Origin of the sequence: Martelella sp. AD-3 (genome assembly GCF_001578105.1) — a bacterium.
Classification (GTDB): Bacteria; Pseudomonadota; Alphaproteobacteria; order Rhizobiales; family Rhizobiaceae; genus Martelella.
Window position 1 is genome coordinate 3,825,687 of record NZ_CP014275.1, and the last position, 24,317, is coordinate 3,850,003.

Annotated in this window: 21 protein-coding genes; 12 read left to right on the forward strand and 9 right to left on the reverse strand. The window is 62.1% G+C overall.

Annotated features, from left to right (window positions below; translation table 11 throughout):
* Window positions 1-13: 13 nt before the first annotated feature.
* From AZF01_RS17690 to AZF01_RS17715, 6 genes are all read right to left on the reverse strand, one after another.
* Entirely contained in the window at window positions 14-1,378 is a 1,365-nt protein-coding gene (locus tag AZF01_RS17690) for a biotin/lipoyl-containing protein (RefSeq protein WP_024708448.1), read from the reverse strand.
* Window positions 1,368-2,363, reverse strand: a complete 996-nt coding sequence (locus tag AZF01_RS17695; protein ID WP_024708447.1) for an alpha-ketoacid dehydrogenase subunit beta — start codon at window positions 2,361-2,363, stop codon at window positions 1,368-1,370. The genes AZF01_RS17690 and AZF01_RS17695 overlap by 11 nt, the downstream gene beginning before the upstream one ends.
* A 12-nt stretch (window positions 2,364-2,375) precedes the next feature.
* On the reverse strand, window positions 2,376-3,359 hold the full coding sequence (locus AZF01_RS17700; RefSeq protein ID WP_024708446.1) for a thiamine pyrophosphate-dependent dehydrogenase E1 component subunit alpha: 984 nt from the start codon (window positions 3,357-3,359) through the stop codon (window positions 2,376-2,378).
* A 13-nt stretch (window positions 3,360-3,372) separates the two neighbouring features.
* Window positions 3,373-4,671 carry a Xaa-Pro peptidase family protein gene (locus tag AZF01_RS17705; protein WP_024708445.1) on the reverse strand — a complete coding sequence of 433 codons (1,299 nt, stop codon included), beginning with the start codon at window positions 4,669-4,671 and terminating at the stop codon, window positions 3,373-3,375.
* 76 nt (window positions 4,672-4,747) lie between these two features.
* A complete protein-coding gene (locus AZF01_RS17710) occupies window positions 4,748-5,554 on the reverse strand; it encodes an SDR family NAD(P)-dependent oxidoreductase (protein ID WP_024708444.1) in 807 nt (268 codons plus the stop codon).
* 45 nt (window positions 5,555-5,599) lie between these two features.
* Entirely contained in the window at window positions 5,600-7,330 is a 1,731-nt protein-coding gene (locus AZF01_RS17715) for an ABC transporter substrate-binding protein (protein WP_024708443.1), read from the reverse strand.
* Window positions 7,331-7,635: 305 nt separating this feature from the next.
* Here AZF01_RS17715 and AZF01_RS17720 point away from each other — a divergent pair, with 305 nt between their 5' ends.
* The 7 genes from AZF01_RS17720 to AZF01_RS17750 all read left to right on the forward strand — a co-directional run bounded on the left by AZF01_RS17720 (window position 7,636) and on the right by AZF01_RS17750 (window position 14,621).
* On the forward strand, window positions 7,636-8,598 hold the full coding sequence (locus tag AZF01_RS17720; RefSeq protein WP_024708442.1) for a sugar ABC transporter substrate-binding protein: 963 nt from the start codon (window positions 7,636-7,638) through the stop codon (window positions 8,596-8,598).
* An 88-nt stretch (window positions 8,599-8,686) separates the two neighbouring features.
* Window positions 8,687-9,484, forward strand: a complete 798-nt coding sequence (locus tag AZF01_RS17725) for an SDR family oxidoreductase (RefSeq protein WP_024708441.1) — start codon at window positions 8,687-8,689, stop codon at window positions 9,482-9,484.
* A gap of 69 nt (window positions 9,485-9,553) precedes the next feature.
* Window positions 9,554-10,528 carry an ABC transporter permease gene (locus AZF01_RS17730; RefSeq protein WP_024708440.1) on the forward strand — a complete coding sequence of 325 codons (975 nt, stop codon included), beginning with the start codon at window positions 9,554-9,556 and terminating at the stop codon, window positions 10,526-10,528.
* Between the two features lie 10 nt (window positions 10,529-10,538).
* Window positions 10,539-11,540 carry an ABC transporter permease gene (locus AZF01_RS17735; protein ID WP_024708439.1) on the forward strand — a complete coding sequence of 334 codons (1,002 nt, stop codon included), beginning with the start codon at window positions 10,539-10,541 and terminating at the stop codon, window positions 11,538-11,540.
* Window positions 11,537-13,048, forward strand: a complete 1,512-nt coding sequence (locus AZF01_RS17740) for a sugar ABC transporter ATP-binding protein (protein WP_024708438.1) — start codon at window positions 11,537-11,539, stop codon at window positions 13,046-13,048. Before AZF01_RS17735 ends, AZF01_RS17740 begins: the two co-directional genes overlap by 4 nt.
* Complete coding sequence (locus AZF01_RS17745) at window positions 13,048-13,917, forward strand: NAD(P)-dependent oxidoreductase (RefSeq protein WP_024708437.1); 870 nt, start codon at window positions 13,048-13,050, stop codon at window positions 13,915-13,917. The genes AZF01_RS17740 and AZF01_RS17745 overlap by 1 nt, the downstream gene beginning before the upstream one ends.
* Window positions 13,914-14,621: a ThuA domain-containing protein gene (locus tag AZF01_RS17750; RefSeq protein WP_024708436.1), complete on the forward strand. Its 708-nt coding sequence runs from the start codon at window positions 13,914-13,916 to the stop codon at window positions 14,619-14,621. Before AZF01_RS17745 ends, AZF01_RS17750 begins: the two co-directional genes overlap by 4 nt.
* Window positions 14,622-14,630: 9 nt before the next feature.
* Here AZF01_RS17750 and AZF01_RS17755 read toward each other — a convergent pair whose 3' ends face one another.
* The 3 genes from AZF01_RS17755 to AZF01_RS17765 are packed head-to-tail and all read right to left on the reverse strand — an operon-like array spanning window position 14,631 to window position 17,502.
* Window positions 14,631-15,398, reverse strand: a complete 768-nt coding sequence (locus tag AZF01_RS17755; protein WP_051424073.1) for a phosphodiesterase — start codon at window positions 15,396-15,398, stop codon at window positions 14,631-14,633.
* Between the two features lie 47 nt (window positions 15,399-15,445).
* Window positions 15,446-16,444 (reverse strand): NAD(P)-dependent oxidoreductase, encoded by a 999-nt coding sequence (locus tag AZF01_RS17760; RefSeq protein WP_081725791.1) that lies wholly within the window; start codon window positions 16,442-16,444, stop codon window positions 15,446-15,448.
* Window positions 16,444-17,502: a LacI family DNA-binding transcriptional regulator gene (locus AZF01_RS17765; protein WP_024708434.1), complete on the reverse strand. Its 1,059-nt coding sequence runs from the start codon at window positions 17,500-17,502 to the stop codon at window positions 16,444-16,446. Before AZF01_RS17765 ends, AZF01_RS17760 begins: the two co-directional genes overlap by 1 nt.
* Before the next feature lie 249 nt (window positions 17,503-17,751).
* Between AZF01_RS17765 and AZF01_RS17770 the strand changes: the two genes are divergently transcribed.
* From AZF01_RS17770 to yicI, 5 genes are all read left to right on the forward strand, one after another.
* On the forward strand, window positions 17,752-18,963 hold the full coding sequence (locus AZF01_RS17770; protein WP_244435564.1) for a sugar ABC transporter substrate-binding protein: 1,212 nt from the start codon (window positions 17,752-17,754) through the stop codon (window positions 18,961-18,963).
* A gap of 115 nt (window positions 18,964-19,078) precedes the next feature.
* Window positions 19,079-19,981: a carbohydrate ABC transporter permease gene (locus tag AZF01_RS17775; protein ID WP_024708432.1), complete on the forward strand. Its 903-nt coding sequence runs from the start codon at window positions 19,079-19,081 to the stop codon at window positions 19,979-19,981.
* Window positions 19,978-20,805, forward strand: coding sequence for a carbohydrate ABC transporter permease (locus AZF01_RS17780; RefSeq protein WP_024708431.1), 828 nt, complete (start codon window positions 19,978-19,980; stop codon window positions 20,803-20,805). Before AZF01_RS17775 ends, AZF01_RS17780 begins: the two co-directional genes overlap by 4 nt.
* Complete coding sequence (locus AZF01_RS17785) at window positions 20,802-21,869, forward strand: ABC transporter ATP-binding protein (protein ID WP_024708430.1); 1,068 nt, start codon at window positions 20,802-20,804, stop codon at window positions 21,867-21,869. Before AZF01_RS17780 ends, AZF01_RS17785 begins: the two co-directional genes overlap by 4 nt.
* Before the next feature lie 71 nt (window positions 21,870-21,940).
* Window positions 21,941-24,259 carry an alpha-xylosidase gene (yicI, locus tag AZF01_RS17790; RefSeq protein WP_024708429.1) on the forward strand — a complete coding sequence of 773 codons (2,319 nt, stop codon included), beginning with the start codon at window positions 21,941-21,943 and terminating at the stop codon, window positions 24,257-24,259.
* The last annotated feature ends 58 nt before the right edge of the window (window positions 24,260-24,317 follow it).

Consider the following 24,317-nt stretch of genomic DNA (forward strand, 5'->3'; position numbering starts at 1 on the left):
CTGGCTCCGAATTTCAAAGAAGATGGCGCAGCGGCTCTTCGAGGCGACCGGCAAAACCTGTGACAAAGGCAAGTGCCGCTGCCTCGCCCAACTGGTTGTCGTGATAGTCGAACCCGATGATGAAAGCGTCCCGGTCGCGACCAATCGTCAGGACGGGCGCCGCCACAGCCCGCGCCGTCGCGCGGATCACGGGCGAGCCCGTCAGGTCGCGCAGGATGATATCCGCTTCGCCCTCTTCGGCCTCCTCTTCCAGCGCACCAAGGCGGGTGCGGTCGGCATCGGCAAAGCGGGCAGGACTGGCTCCCGGTTCCTCAATGCCAATGACGATCGTATTTTCGTCCGTTAAAGCACCCCGCAGCGCCGCTGCGGCAAAGCCAAGCCAGATACTGGAAGGTGACGGGGCATCATGGGTTTCTGCCTGCAGCCAATCGAGCAAAGACGAAAAGCCGGAAGCGGGAACCTGGGCCTCGATATGCAGCGGCACGCTTGCCGGAGTGGCCGCCGGTGAAGCATCCGCTCGCGCACCCAATGCGCGCAAGGTTTCAAGGTCGGATACATGATAGGGCTGGGCAATGCCCTCTTCGGCAAGCCGCGTCAGATCAAGACCTTCTTCATGCGCTACCCACCGCGCCTTTGGCGAGGCCAGAATAGGCCCCTCAACGGGCGCGGCGGGCCGCGGCGGCGCCTTGGGTTTTGACGGTGCCTTGCGACTGTCGGGGGCTGTTTTTTCCGCCTCAGTAACAACAGATGGCTGCGGGGCGGATGAAGGTTTTGCCGCTTTAGCGCTGCGCCGCACGGGGTTTTCAGGCTTTTCGGCCGAAATCACGGCAATCACCGAGCCGACGGGTACGGCCTCATCGGCATCGGCCAGAATGGCGGCGACATAGCCGTCATGTCCGGCCTCGACCTCCATCACCGATTTGTCGGTTTCCACCTCGAGCAAGATGTCGCCGGCCGAAACCTTGTCGCCCGGTTCCTTGCACCAGCTGACGATCAGCCCGGTATCCTGGGCCATACCCAGTGCTGGCATGATGATCTCCGCGCCTTCCGGCAGGGACTCCTCATCGGCTTCACTGGCGCTTGGAGCACTCTCGCCGCCCGCGTCTTTTTCAGCGGGCTTTGCGCTTTCAACATCGTCCTTGCTCTCGACGATCACGGCCACGACGGAACCGACCGGCACATCGTCACCGTCACCCGCCGAAACGGCGCTCAGAAAGCCATCGGCAGCCGCCTCGACCTCCATCACCGCCTTGTCGGTTTCGACCTCCATGATCGCCTCGCCGGAAGAAACGGGCTCGCCGCTCGTCTTCAGCCACCGCACGATCTTGCCGGTGTCCTGCGCCATGCCGAGCGCGGGCATTATCACATCATGCGGCATGGAAAAGCTCCCCGCGCACCGAAAGGCGCGCCTTTTCAGCCACCCGTTCAGGCGTCGGCACAGTGATATCCTCCAGCGCCGGCGAGAACGGCACCGGCACATCCATCGCCCCCATGCGCAAGACCGGCGCATCGAGGTGATAGAAGGCCTTTTCCGCGATGCGACTGGCAATCTCGCCGGTAATGCCGAAGCTCTGATGGCCCTCATCGATCACCATGGCGCGCGATGTCTTTTTGACCGATTTGAGGATGGTTTCCTCGTCCAGCGGCACGATGGTGCGCGGATCGATGACTTCCGCCGAAATCCCGTCCTTTGCCAGGAGTTCGGCTGCTGCCAGCGCCACCTGCACCATGGAGGACGTCGCGACAAGCGTGATATCCTCACCCTCGCGCAGGATCGCGGCCTCGCCAAAGGGGATCAGATATTCCTCCTCCGGCACCTCGGCCTTGTCGTTATACATCAGCTTGTCTTCGAAGATGACGACCGGATTATTGTCGCGGATCGCCGTCTTCATCAGTCCCTTGGCCTCATAGGCCGAAGACGGGAGCGCGACCTTCAGGCCGGGAATATGCGCGACAAGCGCATGCAACGACTGGGAATGCTGGGCGGCAGAACGCCGCGTCGCCCCCAGATTGGTGCGCACCACCAGCGGCACGTTGAGCTTGCCGCCGGACATGTAGTGGATCTTGGCCGCCTGGTTGCAGAGCTGGTCCATGATCAGGAACAGGAAGTCGCCGAACATCAGATCGACGATGGGGCGCGCGCCGGTCATCGCCGCGCCGACGGCAAGGCCCATGAAGCCCGGCTCGGCAATCGGCGTATCGATGACGCGCTCGGTCCCGAATTCCTCCACCAGGCCGGACAACACCTTGAACGGCGTTCCGGCCTCGGCGACGTCCTCGCCGATGATGAAGGTCGTGGGGTCACGGCGCAGTTCTTCGGCCAACGCCTCGTTCACGGCCTGGGATAGCGTGATCTTTCGCATGGAATGTCCTCCTCAGTCCGCAAAAACGTGCATGTCGACTTCATGCTTGTCCGGATATTTTGCCTTCAGCGCATAGTCGACGGCGGCGGCCGCATCGTCGCGAATCTCGGCTTTGAGGGCCTCAAGCTCGTCCTTCGAGGCAATCCCTTCGCCGGTCAGCCATTTGGAAAACTTCTCGATCGGGTCGCGGTTTTCCTTCCATTCCTTCTCCTCGGCCTTGGATCGGTAGTATTCGCGGTTGATGTCGCCGACATGGTGGCCGTGATAGCGATAGGTCCGGAGTTCGATGAAGAACGGCCCCTTGCCCCGGCGGCAGCGCTGCACCAGGTCGCGCGTCAGTTCATTGACCGCCAGCACATCCTGCCCGTCGACCTCGAAAGCCTCGATGCCGAAGGCCCGCGCCCGGTCGGTGATCGAACCGGCGGCGATCTCGGCCGTCGCCGTATATTCGGAATAGCCGTTGTTCTCGCAGGCATAGATCACCGGCAGGTTCCAAAGCGCTGCCATGTTCATGACCTCGTAGAGGAGCCCCTGCGCGGTTGCCCCGTCGCCGAAGAAGCAGACGGTCACATCGTCGGACTTCTGCATTTTCGCGCGCAGCGCGGAGCCGGTGGCAATGCCCATCGAGCCGCCGACGATGGCGTTGGCGCCGAGATTGCCGTGGCTCTGGTCGGCGATATGCATCGACCCGCCCTTGCCCCGGCAATAGCCCTCCTCCTTGCCGAGGAGTTCGCAGAACATCGCCTGAAAATCCGCCCCCTTGGCCACGCAATGGCCGTGGCCGCGATGGGTTGAGGTGATCCGGTCGCTGTCGGTCAGCGCCTCGCAGATGCCGACCGCGACCGCCTCCTCGCCGGAATACATATGCGTCAGACCCGGCATCTTGGCCGAGAGGTAGAGCTGGTTGGCATTATCCTCGAAGGTGCGGATGCGAACCATCTGCCGGTACATGCGCAGATAGTCCTCGCGATTATGCTTGTTGTCTGAAGCGCTCATGACGTTTCCCGCCTCAATACCGGTTGGCAATCGGCAGTTCCTCTGCCGGAAACAGCGAGATGACCTCGCACCCCTTGTCGGTGACGACGACCTCCTCCTCGATGCGGGCAGCGGAAAAGCCATCGGCGGCAGGGCAATAGGTTTCCAGCGCGAACACCATGCCGGTCTGGATTTCCATCGGATTATCGAGCGACACCGCTCGCGAGATGATCGGGCGTTCGTGCAGCGCAAGACCAAGGCCGTGGCCGAACTGCAGACCGAAGGCGGAGAGTTCGTCCGGAAAACCGAATTCCTCCGCCTTCGGCCATGCCTTGGCCACGACATCGGTGGTCACGCCCGGCTTGATCAGCGCGATCGAGGCATCGATCCATTCGCGCGCCTTCACATAGGCGTCGACCTGGGCGGGCGTCGAGCGGCCGATATTGAAGGTGCGGTAGTAGCAGGTGCGATAACCCTGATAGCTCTGCAGGATATCGAAGAAGGCCTGGTCGCCGGGCCGGAAAAGCCTGTCGGTGAAATTGTGCGGATGAGGATTGCAGCGCTCGCCGGAAATGGCGTTGATCGCCTCGACATCGTCGGAACCCATTTCATAGAGCATCTTGTTGGACAGAGCGACGATCTCGTTCTCGCGCACGCCCGGTTTCAGCTCCTCGTAAATCATGTGGTAGACGCCATCGACCATGCTGGCGGCCTGCGTCAGAAGCTGGATCTCGTCCCAGTTCTTGATCTCGCGAGCCGAAAGCATGATCTGCTGGCCGTCGACGACATTGATGCCAGCCGCCTTCAGCGCCTCGAACATGGCGGTTTCGGCATAATCGACGCCAACCGGCATATCGGCCATGCCGGCATCGCGGATGAGACCTGCAATCTCCTCGGCATATTTTTTCATCAGCCCGAAAGAGGGCGGAATGGTGCCGCGCATGCCGACGACGCCGGCCCGGCAATGATCGGGGATCAGCCAGTCGGAGAATTTGCGGTGGTGCACGGCAGCCGAACCGAAATCCCAGACGTAAGGCGCGTCATCACCCGTCAGCAGGCAGAAACGGCACATCTTGTCGCGTTCCCACTCGCCGATCTTGGTGGCGGAGACATAGCGGATATTGTTGACGTCGAAGAGCAGCAGCGAGCCTGCATCGCTGTTCTTCAGAGCCTGTCGGGTGCGTGACAGGCGGTAGCGGCGCAACCGGTCGTGATCGACGCGCCGTTCGAAGTCGACGGACGTATGGCCCCAGGCCGGCAGCCGTCCTTCCCAGTTCCACTGGGGCAATAGATCCTGCGGGGTGAGCACGTTGGGTGTCAGTGCGCGGTTCATGAAATCCTCCCTCGGGCAGCGCGATCGCCTGCCTGCTCGGTTGAAATTGTCGTCTGCAAATCGAAGCGTCGCGGCGCTACTGGATCACCCAGCCGCCATCGATATGGATCATCTGGCCGGTCATGTAGTCGCTGTCGTGACTGGCGAGGAATGCCGCCGTGCCCTTCACGTCGTCGGGATAGGACACTTTCTTCAGCGCCAGATCGTTCTCAGCCAGGTCCTCGAACGCCTGTCCTTCCTTCTGCTTGAAGCCCATCTCGACCAGATCCTTGTCGAGCTGCGCCCAAAGCGGCGTCTTGACCACGCCCGGTGCATAGCCGTTGACGGTGATGTTGTGCTCGGCAAGCGTGACCGCGCCGCAATGGGTAAGCGCCAGGCAGCCATATTTCGAGGTGCAGTAGACCGTCACATCGTAAAGCGGTTTGCGCGATGCGACCGAGCCGACATTGATCAGCTTGTAGACATGCTCCTGCTTGCCCTGCTTGATCATCTGCCGGGCAACGGCCTGCATGCCGAGCCACATGCCCTTGGTGTTCACATTCATGATGAAGTCCCAATTGTCCTCATCGATGTCCATGAAGAATTTCGGCTTGTTGACCCCGGCATTGAACAGGCCGACATTGATCATGCCGAACGCCTCGACGGTGGCTTGAACCGCGGCATCATTGTCATCGCGGCTCGTCACATCCATCTTCACCGCGATCGCCCGGCCGTTGCCGGCGGCGTTGATCTTGTCGGCCAGCGCCTTGCCCAGTTCCAGGTCAAGGTCGCCGATGCAGACATTGGCGCCCTGCTCGGCGAAATGCTCGGCATTGGTCGCGCCCATGCCCTGGGCGCCGCCGGTGATCAGGATGTTTTTGCCTTTGAGGCGGTTGGGGTCCATGGTCTCTCCTCCCGTGTTGACCGGCCCTTTGACTTTGCAAAGAGCCTATGTGACGCGTTTTCGCATGGCCTCGTCCGCGCGCGCCTGAGCGCGCGAGAGGGCCTGTTTCGGACTGACGATGCCGCGCAGCATGTCGTGCAGCTCATGACCGCAGATCTGGATGATGTCGGAAATTTCCGGGATCGGCGGGCGCGGCCAGAACTGCAGCTCGTCGCGCCAGGACATCTGGTCGACGCTCTCGAAGATCGGCGACAGGCGGCGCACTTCCGGATCGGAACCGACGGAATAGCGCGGCGCGGTGCGGCTGCCATTCTGGATGAAAAGCTTTTGTGCTTCCGGCGAGGTGAAGGCGACGAGCGCCTCGACCGCTTCGTCCACCCGCTCCTGCGGCAGGTTGGCGGGAACGCCGAAGACATAACCGCCGACCGGCGCGATCGGCGTGCCGCCCGGCCCGTGCGGATGCGGCAGATAGCCGGTATTGCCGAAGGCGGGCGATTGCGGATCGAGCTCGAAATAGGGTGCCAGAAGCGTGTAGCCGTAGGCCATTGCGACCTTGCCTTCGGCGTAAGGCCGGACGCGCTCATACCAGGACATGGACAGGATATCGGGTGGCGAGAATTCCATCAGCGCCAGCAGATATTCCGCCGCTTCGAGCGCCTTCGGCGTGTCGATGGTCGGGTGAAGATCGTCGCGCTCCAGATGATCGGCATCGAAACCACCGGCGATCTCTTTCAGGTTGATGATCGGCTGGCCGAAATCGGCGCAGGCCATCATGAATGTGTGGCCGAGCGCCGTGCCGCGCGCCGCGTTCCAGGCAATGCCGTAGACGCCCATGCGCGGGTCATGCAGGCGGGCCGCGGCCTCCAGCACAGCCTCCGTCGTTTCCGGCGGCTCAAGGGCGGCTTCCGCGAACAGGTCGCGGCGATAGAAGAACAGTTCCGGCGTTGTCTGGCTCGGCACGCCATAGGCCACGCCGTCCCAGTGGGCGGCCCGCCACCCGGCGGTGTGAAAATCACCGGGGTCGAGCCTGTCGAGATCCATGATGGAGGACAGCGGGCGCAGGACGCCTTTCTTCACGAACTCCCCAAGCCAGGGCAGGTCGACGGCGATCAGATCGTAGCGGCTGACGGCGCGTTCGGCATTGCGCAGCGCCTCGCCGCGCAGGCGGTCGATCGAGAAGGCGCGTTGGTGAATGTTGCAGCCGACCAGATGCTCGAACTGACGCTTCAGATTGCTCATCACCATGAAGGTCGGGTCGCCATGGACGAGGATGCGCAGGCCGCCCGAGAGCTTCATCGGCGTCGGCAGCGCCTGCGGCGGACCGATCAGCATCTTGCCCGGCTGGTAGGAGCCGCCGAAATAATAGTCCGAGTTTTCCTGGGTAAAGCCGTCGGCGCCGAAACGCACGGCCGCCAGACGGTGGATGCGGCGGGCCAGCTGGCACCAGTTGTCCAGCATCTCCGGGCTTGGATGCAGGGAAACGCTTTTACCGGTTTTGGAGCGGGGACGTTGCTCCACCGCGCCTGATTCCAGCAGTTCGGTCAGCTTGCGCGTCGCCGTCGCATAGGGCACTCCGGAGGCCGCGATGATCGATGACGGGATCACCATACGCCCTTCCAGGTGCCGGCGCAGAAGATGCAGGCTCATGTTGAGATAGGGGTTCGGCGCATTCGGCGTGGTGGCGTCATCGACCTCGACCAGCACATCTTCCATGAACCGCACGACGGCCTCCAGCTCGGCGGAAACGGAAGGTTTTGCCTCCGCCCCGCCGCCCATGGCAGCGCCATATCCATTTTGAATATTTTGTGCGATATCCTGATTCATCTGTCCCGGCAAACCGTGCTCCGGTCTGCGCCTCGTTGGCGATGCCATTTTCTCTCCTCCCTATTTGTCCAAAACAGCGATCCCGAAATATCGCTTAAAAATCCAATACGGATAATTAAAAATTCATTTTGGACATTTTAGGCAGGTCCATTGCAGCCGAATTAGTGGTGTATGAGAGCCATTGCCCGGGAGAGGCCCGACCGGTTGCCGGAGGGCTGAGGCAATACATCCAGTTTATCGTTTGGGAGGAACGAACTATGAGATTTTCAGCCAGGCTCACCTTGGCCGCCACGACCGCGATTGCAGGGCTCGCCCTTGCCGGCGCGGCATCCGCCGAGAGCTACAAGATCGGCATCACCCAGAACAATGTCGGCGTCGACAGCTATCAGACAACCTATGAGCAGGCCTTCATCAACGCAGCCGGCGCCAACCCCGACGTCGAGACCGTCGTCCTCGACGCAGGCGGCGACGTCGCCCGCCAGATCGCCCAGGTGGAAGACCTGATCCAGCAGAAGGTCGACGCCATCATCATCTGGCCGACCAATGGCGAGGCCGTCATTCCGGCCGTGCGCAAGGCCCACAAGGCTGGTATTCCCGTGATCGTCACCAATTCCAACATCGCAGAGCCCGGCTTCGATTTCGTCGCCTCCTTCTCCGGTCCGGACAATATCACGCAGGGCGCGCGCTCGGCCGAGATCATGTGCGACAAGTTCAAGGACATGGGCATCGCCGACGAGGCGAAGATCGTGCAGATCTCGGGACAACCGGGCTACACGACCGCGATCGAGCGTGCCAAGGGCTTTGAGGACCGCCTTCCGGAGGTCTGCCCGAATGTCGATCTGGTCGAGACCCAGCCGGGCGATTGGAACCGGGAAAAGTCGCAGAAGGTGATGGAAGCCTTCCTCGTAAAATATGACGATATCGACGGGGTTTACGCCGGCGACGACAATATGGGCGTCGGCGCGCTCAACGCCGCCAAGGCCGCCGGCCGCGACGGCATCATCTTCGTCGGCGCAACCAACTTCTCCGTCGGCTACGAAGCCATGCAAAACGGCGATTACTGGGGCTCGATCTACCAGTCGCCGGTCGATGACGCCGAGGCCGCGCTTCAGACCGCAATCGACGTGCTCGACGGCAAGGACGTGCCGTTCCTCAACTATTTCGACACGCCGAAGATCACCCAGGACAATATGGACCAGTTCACCAAGCCGGTGTTTTGATCTCCTTCGTCTTGCGGAGCGGGGCCAGGCGCAAGCCTGCGCCCCGCCCTATTCCTGAAATCACAATTTAAATGACGGGAGAGGCTCAGTGGGTCGTGTCTCTGGACGTTCCTGCATCGTGACGGGAGCGGCGCGCGGTATCGGCCGCGCGATCGGCGAAGCGCTTTTGGACGAAGGCGCCGATGTCTGTTTTGCCGACATCAACGCCGAGAAGATCGCCGCGGTGGCAGAAGACAATCGCGAGCGGGCGCAGCGAAACGGCGGGCGGGTCACCCATGCCGTGGTCGACGTGACGAAACGCGACCAGGTGCGCGCCATGATCGCCCACGCGGTCTCGGTCTTCGGCAAGCTCGACGTCAAGTTCAACAATGCCGGCGTCAACCGGCCGATGAATTTTCTCGACGTGACCGAGGAGAACTGGAACTTCATCATGTCCGTCAACGGTCTCGGCTGCCTGATCGGCATGCAGGAGGCGGCACGGCAGATGATCAGCCAGAAGACCGGCGGCAAGATCATCAACACGACCTCGATCGCCGGCAGGCAGGGCTTCGACAATGTCGCGCCCTACTGCGCCTCGAAGGCGGGCGTGATATCGCTGATCCAGTCCGGCGCGCGCGATCTCGCCAAACACAACATCACCGTGACCGGCTTTGCGCCCGGCGTGGTGGCGACGGAAATGTGGGAACAGGTCGACCGCGACCTGATGGAGATCGGCGCGGCGGAGAAGCCCGGCCAGGCCATGGCCGCGTTCTCGGCCGACATTCTGCGCGGCAAGGTGGCCCGGCCGGACGACATTACCGGCACGACCACCTTCCTCGCCTCGCCCGACAGCGATTACATGACCGGGCAAGTGGTGATGATCGACGGCGGCATGACGCTCGTTTGAAGCGCGCATGCGAAGACAAGGGCGGATAGCGCCCGCAATGGCCTGAAACCGGAGCTTTGGGAGGAGCTTGTGGCGAATTTTACCCGAAAAGATGTGGGCGCTTTGCTGGCCCGTCAGGGAATCCTGATCGCCTTCGTGGTGTTCATGATCGGCTTTGCTCTGATCAACCAGCGCTTTGTCGCGCCGGACAATATTCTGGGCGTGATCCGCTCCTCGGCCATTCTGGGCGTCATCGCGCTCGGCGTCACCTTCGTCGTCATCGGCGGCAATCTCGACTTGTCCGTCGGCTCGATGATGTCCTTTTCCACCATCGTCGTCCTCGACCTTCATGACAGGCTTGGCCCGGTGCTGGGCATTCCGGCCATGTATGCGATGACGCTGGCGCTCGGCGCCTTCAACGGCTTCCTGATCGGTTACCTCCGGCTCAACTCGCTGATCGTCACGCTCGGCATGCTGTCGGCAATCTACGGCCTGACGCTGACCTATTCCGGCGGCAAGAACATGGACATCGCCGACAAGGAAGGCACCTGGTTCTCCGTGTTCGGCCAGGGCGACATCCTTGGCATCCCCTCCCCGATCGTCATTTTCGCGGGTCTGGCCATCGTGCTTGCCCTGCTGCTTGCCAAGACGCCGTTTGGCCGCAAGGTCTATGCCGTCGGCGGCAATGGTGTCGCGGCAACCTTTTCCGGCATTCCGCGCGCCCGCATCGTGTTCTTCACCTACCTGATCTCCTCCTTCTGCGTGGCGACCGCCGGCCTTATCCAGGCCAGTCGCTCGCTCGGCAGCCAGAACACGGTCGGCCAGGGCATGGAGCTCGAGGTTCTGGCCGCCGTCATCCTCGGCGGCGCGTCGCTACTCGGCGGGTCCGGCACCGTGTTCAAGACCGTCATCGGCGTGCTGATCCTCGGCTTTATCCAGAACGGACTTCTGCTCGCCGGCCTCCAGTTCTACGTCCAGTATGTCGTCACCTGGGTGATCATCATTCTTGCGGTCTGGCTCGACATTGCCGCCAAGCGCGGCCGTCTCTGGTCGCCGATCGCGTGAGGAGATGACCATGACCAGACAGAATTACACGAAATACGTCAAGCAGGGCGCGATCTGGGGCTTCATCCTCGTCGAGCTGATCTTCTTCTCCGTTGCCGGCCATTTCCTGTCGCTGTCGGACACCGCCTTCATGGGCTTCGACAACATGCTGCTGCTTTTGAAGCAGTCGGTCCCGATCGGCATCATCGCGATCGGCATGACGGTGATCATGATCAACGGCAATATCGACCTTTCCGTCGGCGCGACCTTCGCGCTGGCCGGGATCGTGATGCTGGATTCCATGACATGGCCAATCTTTGCCGGGCTCGGCGACTGGGTGATCCCGGTCTCCTGGGCGCTGGCGCTTCTGACCGGCGCAATCCTCGGCGGGCTCAACGGCCTCATCGTGTGGAAAACCGGCGTCGACGCCTTCATCGTCACGCTCGGCGCCATGCTCGGCTATCGCGGCCTCGTGTTCATGTATAACGGCGAGAACCCGACCTCGCATCTGAACTGGACACTGGTTGATTTCGCAGAAGCGCAGTTCCTCGGCATCCATACGGCAAGCTGGTTCTTCCTCGCCGTCACCGCCATCATCTGGCTGGTGATGACGAAAACCGTGCATGGCCGCAATGCCTATGCGATCGGCGACAATCGCGAGGCGGCGATCAATGCCGGCATTCGCGTCGGTCCGCATTTCCTGCGCAACTTCATCCTGATCGGCTTTCTCGCGGCCCTCAGCGCCGTGGTGTTTTACTCAGAAAGCGGGTCGGTCAACCCCAATGACGGCGAGCTTTATGAATTGTGGGCGATCACGGCTGTGGTTCTCGGCGGCACAAAGCTTGCCGGCGGTTCGGGTTCGATCCTCTCCACCTTCGGCGGCGTCATCGCCATCCAGCTTCTGCGCAAGGGCCTCGGCTATATCGGCGCGGATACCGAAACCGTCAATCTCGTGATCGGCCTCATTCTCATCGCCGTCCTGTTTCTGGACCGTCAGTTGAACCGCAAAGGCAGAGGGGAGCTCAGGATATGAGTGACATCAAACCGGCGCTCAGACTCGACAATATCGTCAAGACATTTCCCGGCGTGCGCGCGCTCGACGGCGTCTCGCTCGACATCCGTCCCGGCGAAGTCCACGCGCTTGTCGGCGAGAACGGCGCCGGCAAATCGACGCTGATGAAGGTACTGGGCGGCATTCACCAGCCGGATGGCGGTCGCATCCTGATCGACGAGCAGCCGGTGGTGATGACCTCGCCGCTGCAGGCGAAATCGAAGGGCGTCGTCTTCATCCACCAGGAACTGAGCCTCGCAACGGAACTGACGGTGGCGGAAAACATCTTTCTCGGCGAATTGCCGCTGAAACGCTTCGGCCTTGTCGACTGGAAGAGACTGCATGACGACACGCAATCCATACTCGATAAGCTGAGAACCGGTTTCACGCCGGAAACCCGCGTCGGCGAACTCTCCATCGCCAACCAGCAGATGGTGGAAATCGCGCGCGCCCTGACCGTCGAGGCCAAGGCGGTGATCTTCGATGAGCCGACCGCCTCGCTGACGGACGCGGAAAAGGTCGTGCTCTTCGATGTGATCGCCGACCTCAAGGCCCAGGGCGTCGGCATCATCTACATCTCCCACCGCATGGAGGAGATCTTCAACATCACCGACCGCATTACCGTCCTGCGCGACGGCGAGTGCCGGGGCACGCTGGTGACGGCGGAAACGAATGAGGACGAGATCACCCAGCTGATGATCGGCCGCTCGCTCGACCTCACCCGCAACCACGAACATGTGCAGCTGGGCGAGGTCGCGCTCGCTGTCGAAAACCTCTCCTGCAACGGACTTTTCCGGGATATCAGCTTCGATGTCCGAAGGGGCGAGGTCGTCGGCTTTTACGGTCTCGTCGGCGCGGGTCGCACGGAGATCGCCGAAACCCTCTTTGGCCTTCGCGAACCGAGCGGCGGTCGCATTCTGCTGCAGGGCAAGCCGGTGAAGCTGCATTCGCCGATCGACGCAATCAGGAACGGCATCTCGTTGGTGCCGGAAGACCGCAAGGGCCAGGGACTGGTGCTCGGCATGAACTGCCGCGACAACATGACATTGCCGCAGGTCGGAGACCTCACCGCCGGGCCGTTTGTCTCCGATGGCGCGGAAATCGCCATCTTCGACCAGTATCGCGACAAGCTCGACATCCGCACGCCCGGCTGGCGGCAACTGGCGGGCAATCTCTCCGGCGGCAACCAGCAGAAGATCGTCATCGGCAAATGGCTCTCCATGCATCCCGATATTCTCATCGTCGACGAGCCGACGCGCGGCATCGACGTCGGCTCGAAGTCCGAGATCCACAATCTGATCCGCGCGCTCGCCCGCCAGGGCTATGCGGTGATCGTGATCAGTTCGGAAATGCCGGAGGTGTTGCATGTCTCCGACCGGATCATCGCCATGTACAGCGGCCGGATCACGGAGATATTCACCGCCGAGGAGGTTTCCGAAGACAAGCTGATCCAGGCGATCTCCGGCCTTGACCTCGAGAGGGCGGGCTGATGCGGATCGGATTTGCAGGGCTTGGCCGCATGGGCCAGGCCATGGCGCGCAATCTGGTGCGCGCCGGACATGATGTTATCGTCTGGAACCGCTCCGCCGACAGGGCGACAGGCTTTGCGACGGAGACCGGCGCGCGCGCGGCTGAAACCCCGCGGGAACTGGCGGATGATGCCGACATCATCATCGCCATGCTGGCGGATGATGCCGCCTCCGAAACGGTGCATTTTGGCGAGGACGGGCTTTTTGCCGGCAGCCGGGCGCGCTGGTTCATCGAAATGGGAACGATGAGCCCTGACCATATCGTCCGCCTGGCCGGGACGGCCCCTCCGGGCGCGACGGTGATCGATGCACCCGTCTCCGGCGCGACAAAGGCAGCCGAAGAGGCGACCTTGCTGATCATGGCCGGGTGCGATGCGGAAACCGGCGCGCCGCTTCTTCCGGTGTTCGATGCGCTCGGAAAAAGGACAATTTTCCTCGGCGAAAGCGGCCGTGGCGCTGTGATGAAGCTCTCGGTCAACGCCCTGATCCACGGCATCAACCAGACGCTCGCCGAAGCCATGACGCTTGCGGAGGCCGCGGGCATCGCCCCGGAAGCGGCCTTCGAGGTGATCGAGGCCTCCGCAGCGGCGGCTCCGATGCTGACATACCGCCGCCCGCTCTATCTCGATGAAGCCGCCCATGACGTGACGTTTACGGTTGCGCTTGCCCGCAAGGACATGGAAGTCACGGCGGCGCTTGCGGACCAATTGGGCACCGCCATGCCGCAAGGTCTCAAGACGCTCGAGACGCTGAAAGCGGCCGAAAGCGCCGGCTATGGCGCCCGTGACATGGCCTCGATCCTCAATTTCATGCGAAAGGAAAAGACATGAAGGCCGTCCTGTTTGTCGGTGGCTGGGAAGGCCACGCGCCGACCGAATTTTCCGACTGGTACGCCGACCTTTTGAAGGACAACGGCTTCAGCGTCGATGTCTACGACACGATGGAGCCACTGGAACGCCCTGCTGATCTTGCCGGCATCGACCTCATCACTCCGATCTGGTCATCGGCCCGCTCCGGCCACCGCGAGGAATTCGGCACGATGAGCAAGCCGCAGGAAGACGGCCTTCTGAAGCTGGTCGGCGAGGGCTGCGGCATTGCCGGCTGGCACGGTCATATGGGCGACGCCTTCCGCGATCGTCCGACCTATCACTTCCTCATCGGCGGCCAGTTCGTCGCCCACCCGCCCGGCTGGCCCGACAACCTTCAGCCACGCGAGGACTATATCGATTACGACGTCACCATCTGCCGTCCGTCCGACCCGATCGTCGAGGGCATCAGGAGCTTCAGGCTGCGCTCCGAGCAATATTACATGCTGACCGACCCTTCGAACGAGGTCCTGGCAACCACGACCTTTTCCGGCGACCACCTCTGGTGGATCGAGGGCACGGTCATCCCCGTCGTGTGGAAACGCCGCTGGGACAAGGGCCGCGTGTTCTACTGCTCGATCGGCCATGAACTCGCCGACCTGCAAGTGCCGCAGGTGAGCGAGATCATCCGTCGCGGGGCGCTTTGGGCGGCGCGCGGCGGGACCTGAGCTTCCTGCCTAAACCGTCACGAGATGGCTGACGATTGGCTTTCCCGGCTCGACGATGTGAAGCGCGTATTGCGCCGGATCGGTGGAAAAGCGGTAGGGCTGGCCTTCGCGCAGGTCCAGCGCAAGCTGGTGGGACGCCGACGATGCAATGAAAACCGGCACGCCTGCGAGGCTGCCGGTGATCGCCCGGTGCATGTGACCGCAGAGAATGCCCTTGATCCCGCCATGGCCGGCAACGAGCTCCGCGAAACGCGGACGCCCTTCGCCGAGCGCAATCGCATCCATATTCCCCTGGCCCGTCGCGATCGGCGGGTGATGCATGAAGATCAGAATCTCCTCGCCGCTGTTCCGGCTCAGCGCGTCTTCCAGCCATGCGAGCCGCGCGGTGCAAAGCGCGCCCTGCGGCGCGCCGTCCACCAGCGTATCAAGGCCCAGGATGGTGACGGAGCGGGAGGCGTCCTCGACGCAGAGATGCCCCGAGCCAGTCTCTTCCACCATGCCTTCGAGCCCCTTCAGCATCGGCGCGCGGGCATCGTGGTTGCCCGGAACCGCCAGAACCGGAATGCCGAGTGACCGGAGCGCCCGGCCGATATGAAGGCATTCCGCCTCTCCCGCGTCTTCGCAAAGATCGCCCGAAAACAGGATAAGGTCGGGCTTCACCGGCTGATCGGCAAGGCTTTGCATCAAGCGGTCGAACGCGGCTTCCGTGTCGAACCGCCCGGCAAGCTTGCGCCCGCCGAGAACAAGATGCGTATCGGTGATCTGCGCTATCAGCATCGTGGATGTCCTTCGCGAGAGGCAGTCCCGTCTATGCTACCCCTGTTTTACTTCAGCCGTTTGATCAGGCTCGACGTGTCCCAGCGGCCGCCGCCGTCCTTCTGGATATCGGCATAGAACTGGTCGACAAGGGCCGTGACCGGCAGGGAAGCGCCGTTGCGTCGGGCCTCGGTCAGGCAGATATCGAGGTCCTTTCGCATCAGGTCGACGGCGAACCCGAAATCGAACTTGCCCTCATTCATCGTCGCGCCGCGATTTTCCATCTGCCAGGAGCCGGCCGCGCCCTTGGTGATGATGTCGAGCACGATGTCGACATCGATCCCGGCCTTCTGGGCAAAGTGAATGCCTTCGGACAGCGCCTGCACCAGACCGCCGATGCAGATCTGGTTGACCATCTTGGCAAGCTGCCCGCTGCCGGCCTCGCCGACGCGGCGCACCGAACGGCCATAGCTTTCCATGACCGGACGCGCCCGCTCGAAATCGGCCTCGTCGCCGCCGCACATGACGGTCAGGACGCCGTTCACCGCGCCGGATTCGCCGCCGGAGACCGGAGCGTCGACAAAACCGATACCCTTTTTCTTTGCCGCTGCGTAAAGCTCGCGCGCGACTTCCGCGGAAGCTGTGGTGTGATCGACGAAGATCGAGCCTGCCTTCATGGCTGAAAGCGCACCGTCCTCGCCAAGCACCACCTCGCGCAGATCGTCATCATTGCCGACGCAGCAGAAAACGATGTCCTTGCCGGTCGCGGCGGCGGCCGGCGTTTCGGCCATGCATCCCTCGTAATCGCCAGTCCATTTTTCCGCCTTTGCCGCCGTGCGGTTATAGACCGTCACCTGATGGCCTTTCCTGACCAGATGGCCAGCCATCGGATAGCCCATCACGCCCAGACCGAGAAATGCAATATTCGCCATTGGAAGCCTGCCCTTCGTCTTTTCAAAATGCTGACGACACCATGGCAATTGACGCGGGTTTGACAAGACCCGCTCTCCCAAAGCGGTTGATCTTTTGCGGTCAAGACCCCGTGTCGTGACCGGCCAAAGCGCCATCAACCGGTCGGCCGAGGCCGCTCCTCGCGCCTGAGCGGCGGATCGCTTTCGCCTTCGACCAGTTCCAGCGGCCAGATCTTGCCTTTCGGCACGTCCTTGTAGTTCTCGGCAAAGGCCGGCAGATTGGCGAGCAGCATTTCTCCAAGCATGCGCCCCAGAGCATCGAGATCAAGCCGGAAACAGGTGAGTCGCGGCAGCAGGAAACGGCCCACGGGGCTTTCGCGCTCGGCAATCACGGCGAGGTCGCGACCGGGCGCCAGCCCCGCTTCGCCAAGACGGCGATAAAGGCCGACCGACATCAGTTCGGCGATCAGGAGGATCGCGGTCGGACGGTCCTCGGTTGCCAGCACCTTCCCGGCGACATCATAGCCGCCCTCCTCGCTGGTCTCGGCATGAAAGACGATGTTCTCGTCGAACGGCAGGCCGCAATCCGCAAGCCCCTGCCGGTAGCCTTCGAGGAACAGCGGACCGAGATTGGCATCCACATTCGGCACGGCCACCGCAATGCGCCGGTGGCCCCGGCGACAGAGACGCGCAACAGAACTGCGGGCAATCCCCTCGAAATCAAGGTCGATCCAGGAGGCGTCGCCAAGGCTTTCACTGCGGCCGAGCGTCACGAACGGCATGTTGGCGCGCCTCAATATAGCGAAGCGTTCATCGTGCGTGCGGGTCGCCGTCAGAATCACCGCATCAACGATGCGTTGCGCCACCATGCGCTGGAGAAAACTGTCGGGATCCTCGTCGCGCGCGCACAGAAGAAGCACCAGATCGAGCTTGTGTTTCTTCAATGCGGCCTGCAGGCCGTGGATCACGCCGAAAAAGAAGTTGTCGTTGTTCTCGCCCAGGCTATTGCCTTGCGTCAGGATCAGGCCGACCGTGCTTGTCGTCCCCTTCCTGAGGCTTCGGCCAGACTGGTTGGGCACATAGCCGAGCTCCATTGCCGCCTTCAAAACCCGCTCGCGCGTCTGCGCATTCACGTCCGCCTTGCCGTTCAGCGCGCGCGAGACCGTACCAATCGAAAGTTGCAGGTGGTTCGCGAGCTGACGAATGCCCGTCATGGTCTCTCCAATTTTGAGGTTCGTACCTCTATTGACAGCAGAACCGGTCCGTGTCTATTGTCGTAAACGTTTACGGAGCGTGTTTTAGCGATTTCGGGGCTGTTAAGTCAATGACAGTGAAGCGGCGCCTCGCGACGGGGTCCATGCGGCAACTGTTCCCCTGTCGACCTTAAACACAATCCGTCGAGACCGGCCGAGGACGGTCGGAAAACCTATACGGGAGGCTATTTTATGAATCGCGCCAAACTTATGCTGTGTGTTTCCGCGGCTGCCATCAGCCTGGGAACCGCCGTTCCGACGCTCGCGCAGGAACCGGTCACGCTGAACATCTGGACCGTCGACAAGACCGGCCAGCCGACGCCGGACCTCGCCCGCGAATTTGACGAAAGCGAACCGAATATCGACGTCGTCTACCGCGAGGTCAACTTCGCCGACCTGATGAGCGAGGCGATGCGCGCCTACTCGGTCGGCCGCGCGCCGGACATCTTCGCCGTCGACAATCCCGACACGGCAATGCTGGCCGCCAACGGCGCGCTCCTCGACCTGACGGACATGATCGAACAGTCCGACATCATCAATGTCGACGAGTATTTCGAAGGCCCGATGGCGTCTGCCACCTGGGACGGTCGCATCTACGGCGTTCCGAAGGCGACCAACACGATCGCGCTTTACTACAACAAGGACATGTTCGAGGAAGCCGGCATTGAAGAGCCGCCGAAGACCTGGGACGAACTGGTCGAGGACGCCCGCATCCTGAACGATCCGGAAAACGATGTTTACGGCGTCGCCTTCTCGGCCAAGGCCTCGGAAGAAGGCACGTTCCAGTTCCTGCCCTTCGTGCAGATGGCCGGCGGCAGCTACGACAACATCAATTCCGAGGGCGGCGTCGAGGCGCTGACCTTCTTCAAGACGCTTCTGGACGAGGGCCTCGCCTCGCCGGATACGGTTTCGCGCACGCAGTGGGCATCCACCGCCACCTTCAACGCCGGCAACGCGGCGATGGCGATCTCCGGCCCGTGGGAAATCAACCGCATGGCCGACGAGGCCGATTTCGACTGGGGCGTCACGCTTCTGCCGACGCCGGCCGAGGGCTCCCCGCGTTCGTCCGCCATGGGCGACTACAACTGGGTGATCTTCTCCTCCACGGAACATCCGGAAGAAGCCTTCAAGGCGCTGGAGTTCTTCGCCGAGCAGGACAAGGACCTGTTCGAACGCTTCGGCCAGATCCCGGCGCGCAACGACATCGACATCCCGCCGACAGGCAACGAGGCCAAGGACGAAGCGCTGCAGGTCTTCCTGGAGCAGATGCAGTACTCCCAGCCGCGCGGTCCGCATCCGCAATGGCCGAAAATCTCCAAGGCCATCCAGACGGCCCTGCAATCCGCGCTCGCCGGCTCCCAGACGCCGCAGCAGGCGCTTGACCGGGCCCAGGCGCAGATCGACAAGATCACCGGAAAGTAATCTGCTTTTCCTGAAATCCGGGATATCCCGCCACGCCCCAAAAAGGGCGTGGACGGAGAAGGCTTGCCTGATATCCCGGTTTTCATCCGTTTAATCGCCCAAGGGAGCTTCAACAATGCGCAAGGCGCTCTCAACGCTCTGGGACGGCCGCGGTTTCGATCTGTTGCTGGTGGGCATTCCGCTCATCTTTCTGATCGCCATTTCCGGTTCGGCTCTGGTCTACAACGTGATCATGAGCTTTCAGGAAGTGGACATTTTCAGTCTCGGCACCTTCTTTCGTCCCTTTGTCGGCCTCGACAACTATATCGCGGTGCTCACCGACCCGCAGGCCTGGCCGATCTTCGGCAATACGCTGATCTTCGTGCTCTGCTCGCTGGGCGGACAATTCATCTTCGGGTTCTTCCTGGCGCTGTTCTTCAACATGCAGTTTCCGGGATCGACCTATCTGCGCGGCCTGTTTCTGGTCTCCTGGGTCATGCCGGGCCTCGTCACCGGCGCGATCTGGAACTGGCTTCTGGCCGGCGACTTCGGCGTGATCAACTTCTTCCTGCAGTCGATCGGCGTCATTGACGATCCGATCTTCTGGCGCTCGTCTCCGGACTTTGCGCTGTGGAGCGTGATCATCACCAATATCTGGTTCGGCACCGCCTTCAACATGATCCTTCTGTCGGTCGGCCTCGCCGCCATTCCGAAGGACCTTTATGAAGCCGCAAGCCTTGACGGCGCCAACGCATTCCGCCGCTTCTACACGATCACGCTGCCGATGATGCGCCCGACGATCGGCGCGCTTCTCTCGCTCGGCCTGATCTTCACCCTCCAGCAGTTCGACCTGTTTGCCGCGATCACCGATGGCGGTCCGAACAATTCCTCGAACGTCGCCCAGTACTGGGCCTGGCAGCTTTCCTTCCGTGAATACGACTTCGCACGCGGCGCGACCGTTTCGGTGCTGATGATCACACTCGTCATCATCGCGGCCGTCTTCTATGTGCGCTCGACCCGCCATGAGGTGCGCGGATGACCCCGACAACCCGAAACACGCTGCTGATCGCCTGTGGTCTGGTCCTGGCAGCCATCTATCTGTTCCCGCTTTACTGGATGTATGTGACCGCGCTGAAGACCAGCACGGCGATGTTTGCCGCACCGCCAAGCTTCGTGCCGCCGAACCCGCAATGGGACGTCTTTGCCGGCGTCTGGGTCGAGCGCCACATGGCGACCTATCTGAAGAACTCGCTGATCATCGCAAGCTGCGCCGTCCTGTTCATCGCCACGCTTGGCTCGGGCTGCGCCTATGTTCTGGCCCGCTACCGCAGTGTGTGGGTCGATATCGGCCTGTTCCTGGTGCTGATGCTGCAGGTTCTGCCGGCCTCGCTGATGGTCACGCCGATCTTCGTCGGCTTCTCGCAGATCGGCCTGCTCGACTATCCGCGCATTGCCGTCATCGTGGCGATCACCGCCAAGGCCATGCCGTTCTTCGTCGTGCTGGTGCGCGCCACCTTCATGAACGTGCCGGCGGAGCTGGAAGAGGCAGCCCTTGTGGATGGCAATTCCCGCTTCGGCGCCTTCTTCCACATCGTCCTGCCGCTTGCCCGCAACGGCATCCTCGTCAGCGCGCTTTTGATCTTCATGCAGGCCTTCGGCGAATTCGTCTATTCCAAATCGCTGATCCAGGATGTCGAGCTTCAGCCCGCCAGTGTCGGTCTCTCCACCTTCATGGGTCCGAACTCGGTCGATTGGAACAGGATCATGGCCTACGCCTCGATCTACGTAACCCCCATCCTCGCCGCCTTTGTTCTTCTGCAGCGCAAGATCGTCTCCGGCCTGACCTCGGGAGCTTTGAAATGACAACCCAGATCGAATTCAACGCGGTCGAGAAATATTACGGCCGGTACCACGCCCTCAAGAATGTCAACCTCACGATCGAGAAGGGCGAGTTCGTCGCGCTCGTCGGCCCGTCCGGCTGCGGCAAGTCCACTTTGCTGCGCACGCTGGCAGGCCTGGAGAAGATTTCCGGCGGCGAGGTGAAGATCGCCGGCGACCTCATGAACGACATGCCGCCGCGCCGGCGCGACATTGCGATGGTGTTCCAGTCCTATGCGCTTTACCCGCATATGACGGTCGAGGAAAACCTGACCTACAGCCTGCGCACCCACGGCATGAAGAAGAAGGATGCCCAGGTGAAGGCCCGCGAAGTGGCCGAAACCACCGGACTCTCCAACCTTCTGGAACGCTATCCGCGTGAACTCTCCGGCGGCCAGCGCCAGCGCGTGGCCATGAGCCGCGCCATCATCCGCGACCCGAAGGCCTTTCTGTTCGACGAGCCGCTGTCGAACCTCGATGCGGCGTTGCGCGTTCACATGCGCAAGGAAATCCGCACGCTGCACGACCGTCTCGGCGCGACCTCGGTCTATGTCACCCATGACCAGATCGAGGCCATGACCATGGCCGACCGTGTCGTCCTGATGAAGGAAGGCCGGATCGAGCAGGAGGGCGCGCCGCTCGAACTCTATGACAGCCCGGCGAACCAGTTTGTCGCCGGCTTCATCGGCTCTCCGGCGATGAATTTCCTGCCGGCAATTGTGGGTGAGGATGGCCACAGCCTGAAGCTCGAACTCGGTGACGGCGATGTTCTGCCCTATGCGGGCAAGCTGGAGGCCGGCCGCAAGGTGACGGTGGGCTTGAGGCCCGAACATCTCGAGCTGGTTTCGGCGCAGGACGCCCAGTTCAGCCTGCCGCTCAGGATCGCCGAGGCGACCGGTGCGACGACCTTCCTGTTCACCGACAGCGACCCGGAGATCGCCGTTGTCATCAACGACCGCGCCACCGTGACGCCCGGCGAGCCGCTGAACATGCGGATCGCCCCGGACCTCATCCACATCTTCGATCGCGAGACCGGCGTCCGGCTCTGACCGGTCCCGCGCGCGCAGCGGCGGCGCCTCCCCGCCGCCGCTGCAGATGACATTTCAAAGGACTTGCAATCATGAAAATCATGGACGGCAACTGGCATGTGCGCCAGAATTTCGACCTCAACCAGCCGCTTGAGGTCTTCGATGCCCGCGTAAAGGACGGCAAGCTCGTCATCCGCGCCACCACCTGGCCGATGAACGACCGCGCCAACCAGATCAATGCCCGGCTGATCATCCTCACTCTCTCCGCGCCGATGGAAGGCATGATCGGCGTGAAGAGCGAGCACTTCCGCGGCGGTCTCGACAAGGGCCCGCATTTCGATCTCTACAAGGATGAAGGCTTTACGCCGGAGATCGAGATCACGGACGAATTCGCCACGCTGAAAAGCGGCAACCTCACCGCCCGCATCGCCATGACGGGCCGCTGGAACCTCGAATTCCTGCGCGACGACAAGCTTATCACCGGTTCCGACTACAAGGCCGGCGGCCACGCCATCGACCATGACGACAATGACCGCACCCATATGTTCGAGCGCTTGAGCCTTACCGTCGGCACCAAGGTCTACGGCCTCGGCGAACGTTTCACCGAGTTTGTCAAGAACGGCCAGATGGTCGATATCTGGAACCGCGACGGCGGCGCCAACACCGACCAGGCCTACAAGAACATCCCCTTCTTCCTGACCAATCGCGGCTGGGGCGTGTTCGTCAACAATCCGGGCCGAGTCGAATTCGAAGTCGGCTCGGAGAAGGTTCACAAGGCGCTGTTCTCGGTTCCGGGCGAAAGCCTCGAATACTATGTCATCGACGGACCGGACCCCAAGGGCGTCATCGACCGCTACACCAGGCTCACCGGTCGCCCGGCGCTGCCAGCCCGCTGGTCCTTCGGCCTGTGGCTGACAACCTCGTTCACCACCGAATATGACGAAGCGACCGTGACCGGCTTCCTCGACGGCATGGCGGAGCGCGACATTCCGCTCCACGTCTTCCATTTCGACTGCTTCTGGATGCGCGGCCTGCACTGGTGCGATTTCGAATGGGATCCGGAGACCTTCCCGGAACCGGAAGCCATGCTGAAGCGCTACAAGGAGCGCGGCCTCAATATCTGCGTCTGGATCAATCCCTATATTGCCCAGGAATCGAAGCTCTTCGACGAGGGCAAGGAGAACGGTTACCTGATCAAGCGCTCGGACGGCTCCGTCTGGCAGTGGGACCGCTGGCAGCCCGGCCAGGCCGTGGTCGACTTCACCAACCCAGAGGCCTGCGACTGGTATGCCGGCTACCTGAAGGATCTGGTGGCCCAGGGCGTCGATTGCTTCAAGACCGATTTCGGCGAGCGCATTCCGGTCGATGTCGCCTATCATGACGGCTCCGACGCCGAGACAATGCACAACTACTATACCTTCCTCTACAACAAGGTCGTCTATGAGGCCCTGCAGGAGACGAAGGGCAAGGACGAGGCGGTGTTGTTTGCCCGCTCCGCGACCACCGGCGGCCAGCAGTTCCCGGTTCACTGGGGCGGCGACTGCTATTCGGATTACGAATCCATGGCGGAATCCCTGCGCGGCGGCCTCTCGCTCGGCCTTTCCGGCTTCGGCTTCTGGAGCCATGATATCGGCGGCTTCGAGGCAACGGCGGAAGCCGATGTCTACAAGCGCTGGTGCGCCTTCGGGCTTCTCTCCAGCCATTCGCGCCTGCACGGATCGAAATCCTATCGCGTGCCGTGGCTTTATGATGAGGAGGCCGTCGATGTTCTGCGCTTCTTCACCAAGCTGAAGATGAAGCTGATGCCGACGATCTACGAAGCCGCCTGCGAAGCGCCCAAGACCGGCCTGCCGGTGATGCGCGCCATGCTGCTGGAATTTCCGGAAGACCGCACCTGCGACGTGCTCGACCGCCAGTATATGCTCGGCGAAAAGCTTCTGGTGGCGCCGGTTCTCGACGCAGCGGGTGACGCCGAGATCTATCTGCCGAAAGGCCGCTGGACGCATCTTCTGTCCGGTGAAGAGGTCGAAGGCGGCAGATGGCGCGTCGAAAATCACGACTTCATGAGCCTGCCGCTTTATGTCCGCCCCTCAAGCCTCATCGTCTGGGGCGCGGTCGACCACAAGCCTGACTATGACTATGCGGACGGCGCGCTGTTTGCGCTTTACGCACTGGAAGACGGCAAGACGGCAAAAGCCGCGATCTTCGCCGACAAGGGCGTGAAAGCGCAGGAGCTTGCCGTTTCCCGCAAGGGCAACACGCTGACGGTCAACGCATCGGACGCGGATCGCCCGTGGCGCCTGCGTTTGCAGAACATCACCTCTGTCGCCAGCGCCGGAGATGCCGGTATCGCGGAAACCGCCGAAGGCGTGATCCTCGAAGGCAAGGGCAATGTCACGGTAACCTTCTGAGCGCGGGAATGCCCAGAGGAAATCGCGTTTGCCGCGGGTTCGGGCTAACGCGATCAAG

Excerpts from the sequence above, each read along its gene's own strand:
- AZF01_RS17690 (WP_024708448.1), bottom strand. The coding sequence starts at position 1,378 with ATGCCGCATGATGTGATAATGCCCGCGCTCGGCATGGCGCAGGACACC.
- AZF01_RS17695 (WP_024708447.1), bottom strand. The coding sequence starts at position 2,363 with ATGCGAAAGATCACGCTATCCCAGGCCGTGAACGAGGCGTTGGCCGAA.
- AZF01_RS17700 (WP_024708446.1), bottom strand. The coding sequence starts at position 3,359 with ATGAGCGCTTCAGACAACAAGCATAATCGCGAGGACTATCTGCGCATG.
- AZF01_RS17705 (WP_024708445.1), bottom strand. The coding sequence starts at position 4,671 with ATGAACCGCGCACTGACACCCAACGTGCTCACCCCGCAGGATCTATTG.
- AZF01_RS17710 (WP_024708444.1), bottom strand. The coding sequence starts at position 5,554 with ATGGACCCCAACCGCCTCAAAGGCAAAAACATCCTGATCACCGGCGGC.
- AZF01_RS17715 (WP_024708443.1), bottom strand. The coding sequence starts at position 7,330 with ATGGGCGGCGGGGCGGAGGCAAAACCTTCCGTTTCCGCCGAGCTGGAG.
- AZF01_RS17720 (WP_024708442.1), top strand. The coding sequence starts at position 7,636 with ATGAGATTTTCAGCCAGGCTCACCTTGGCCGCCACGACCGCGATTGCA.
- AZF01_RS17735 (WP_024708439.1), top strand. The coding sequence starts at position 10,539 with ATGACCAGACAGAATTACACGAAATACGTCAAGCAGGGCGCGATCTGG.
- AZF01_RS17740 (WP_024708438.1), top strand. The coding sequence starts at position 11,537 with ATGAGTGACATCAAACCGGCGCTCAGACTCGACAATATCGTCAAGACA.
- AZF01_RS17745 (WP_024708437.1), top strand. The coding sequence starts at position 13,048 with ATGCGGATCGGATTTGCAGGGCTTGGCCGCATGGGCCAGGCCATGGCG.
- AZF01_RS17750 (WP_024708436.1), top strand. The coding sequence starts at position 13,914 with ATGAAGGCCGTCCTGTTTGTCGGTGGCTGGGAAGGCCACGCGCCGACC.
- AZF01_RS17755 (WP_051424073.1), bottom strand. The coding sequence starts at position 15,398 with ATGCTGATAGCGCAGATCACCGATACGCATCTTGTTCTCGGCGGGCGC.
- AZF01_RS17760 (WP_081725791.1), bottom strand. The coding sequence starts at position 16,444 with ATGGCGCTTTGGCCGGTCACGACACGGGGTCTTGACCGCAAAAGATCA.
- AZF01_RS17765 (WP_024708434.1), bottom strand. The coding sequence starts at position 17,502 with ATGACGGGCATTCGTCAGCTCGCGAACCACCTGCAACTTTCGATTGGT.
- AZF01_RS17770 (WP_244435564.1), top strand. The coding sequence starts at position 17,752 with ATGCTGTGTGTTTCCGCGGCTGCCATCAGCCTGGGAACCGCCGTTCCG.
- AZF01_RS17775 (WP_024708432.1), top strand. The coding sequence starts at position 19,079 with ATGCGCAAGGCGCTCTCAACGCTCTGGGACGGCCGCGGTTTCGATCTG.
- AZF01_RS17780 (WP_024708431.1), top strand. The coding sequence starts at position 19,978 with ATGACCCCGACAACCCGAAACACGCTGCTGATCGCCTGTGGTCTGGTC.
- AZF01_RS17785 (WP_024708430.1), top strand. The coding sequence starts at position 20,802 with ATGACAACCCAGATCGAATTCAACGCGGTCGAGAAATATTACGGCCGG.
- yicI (WP_024708429.1), top strand. The coding sequence starts at position 21,941 with ATGAAAATCATGGACGGCAACTGGCATGTGCGCCAGAATTTCGACCTC.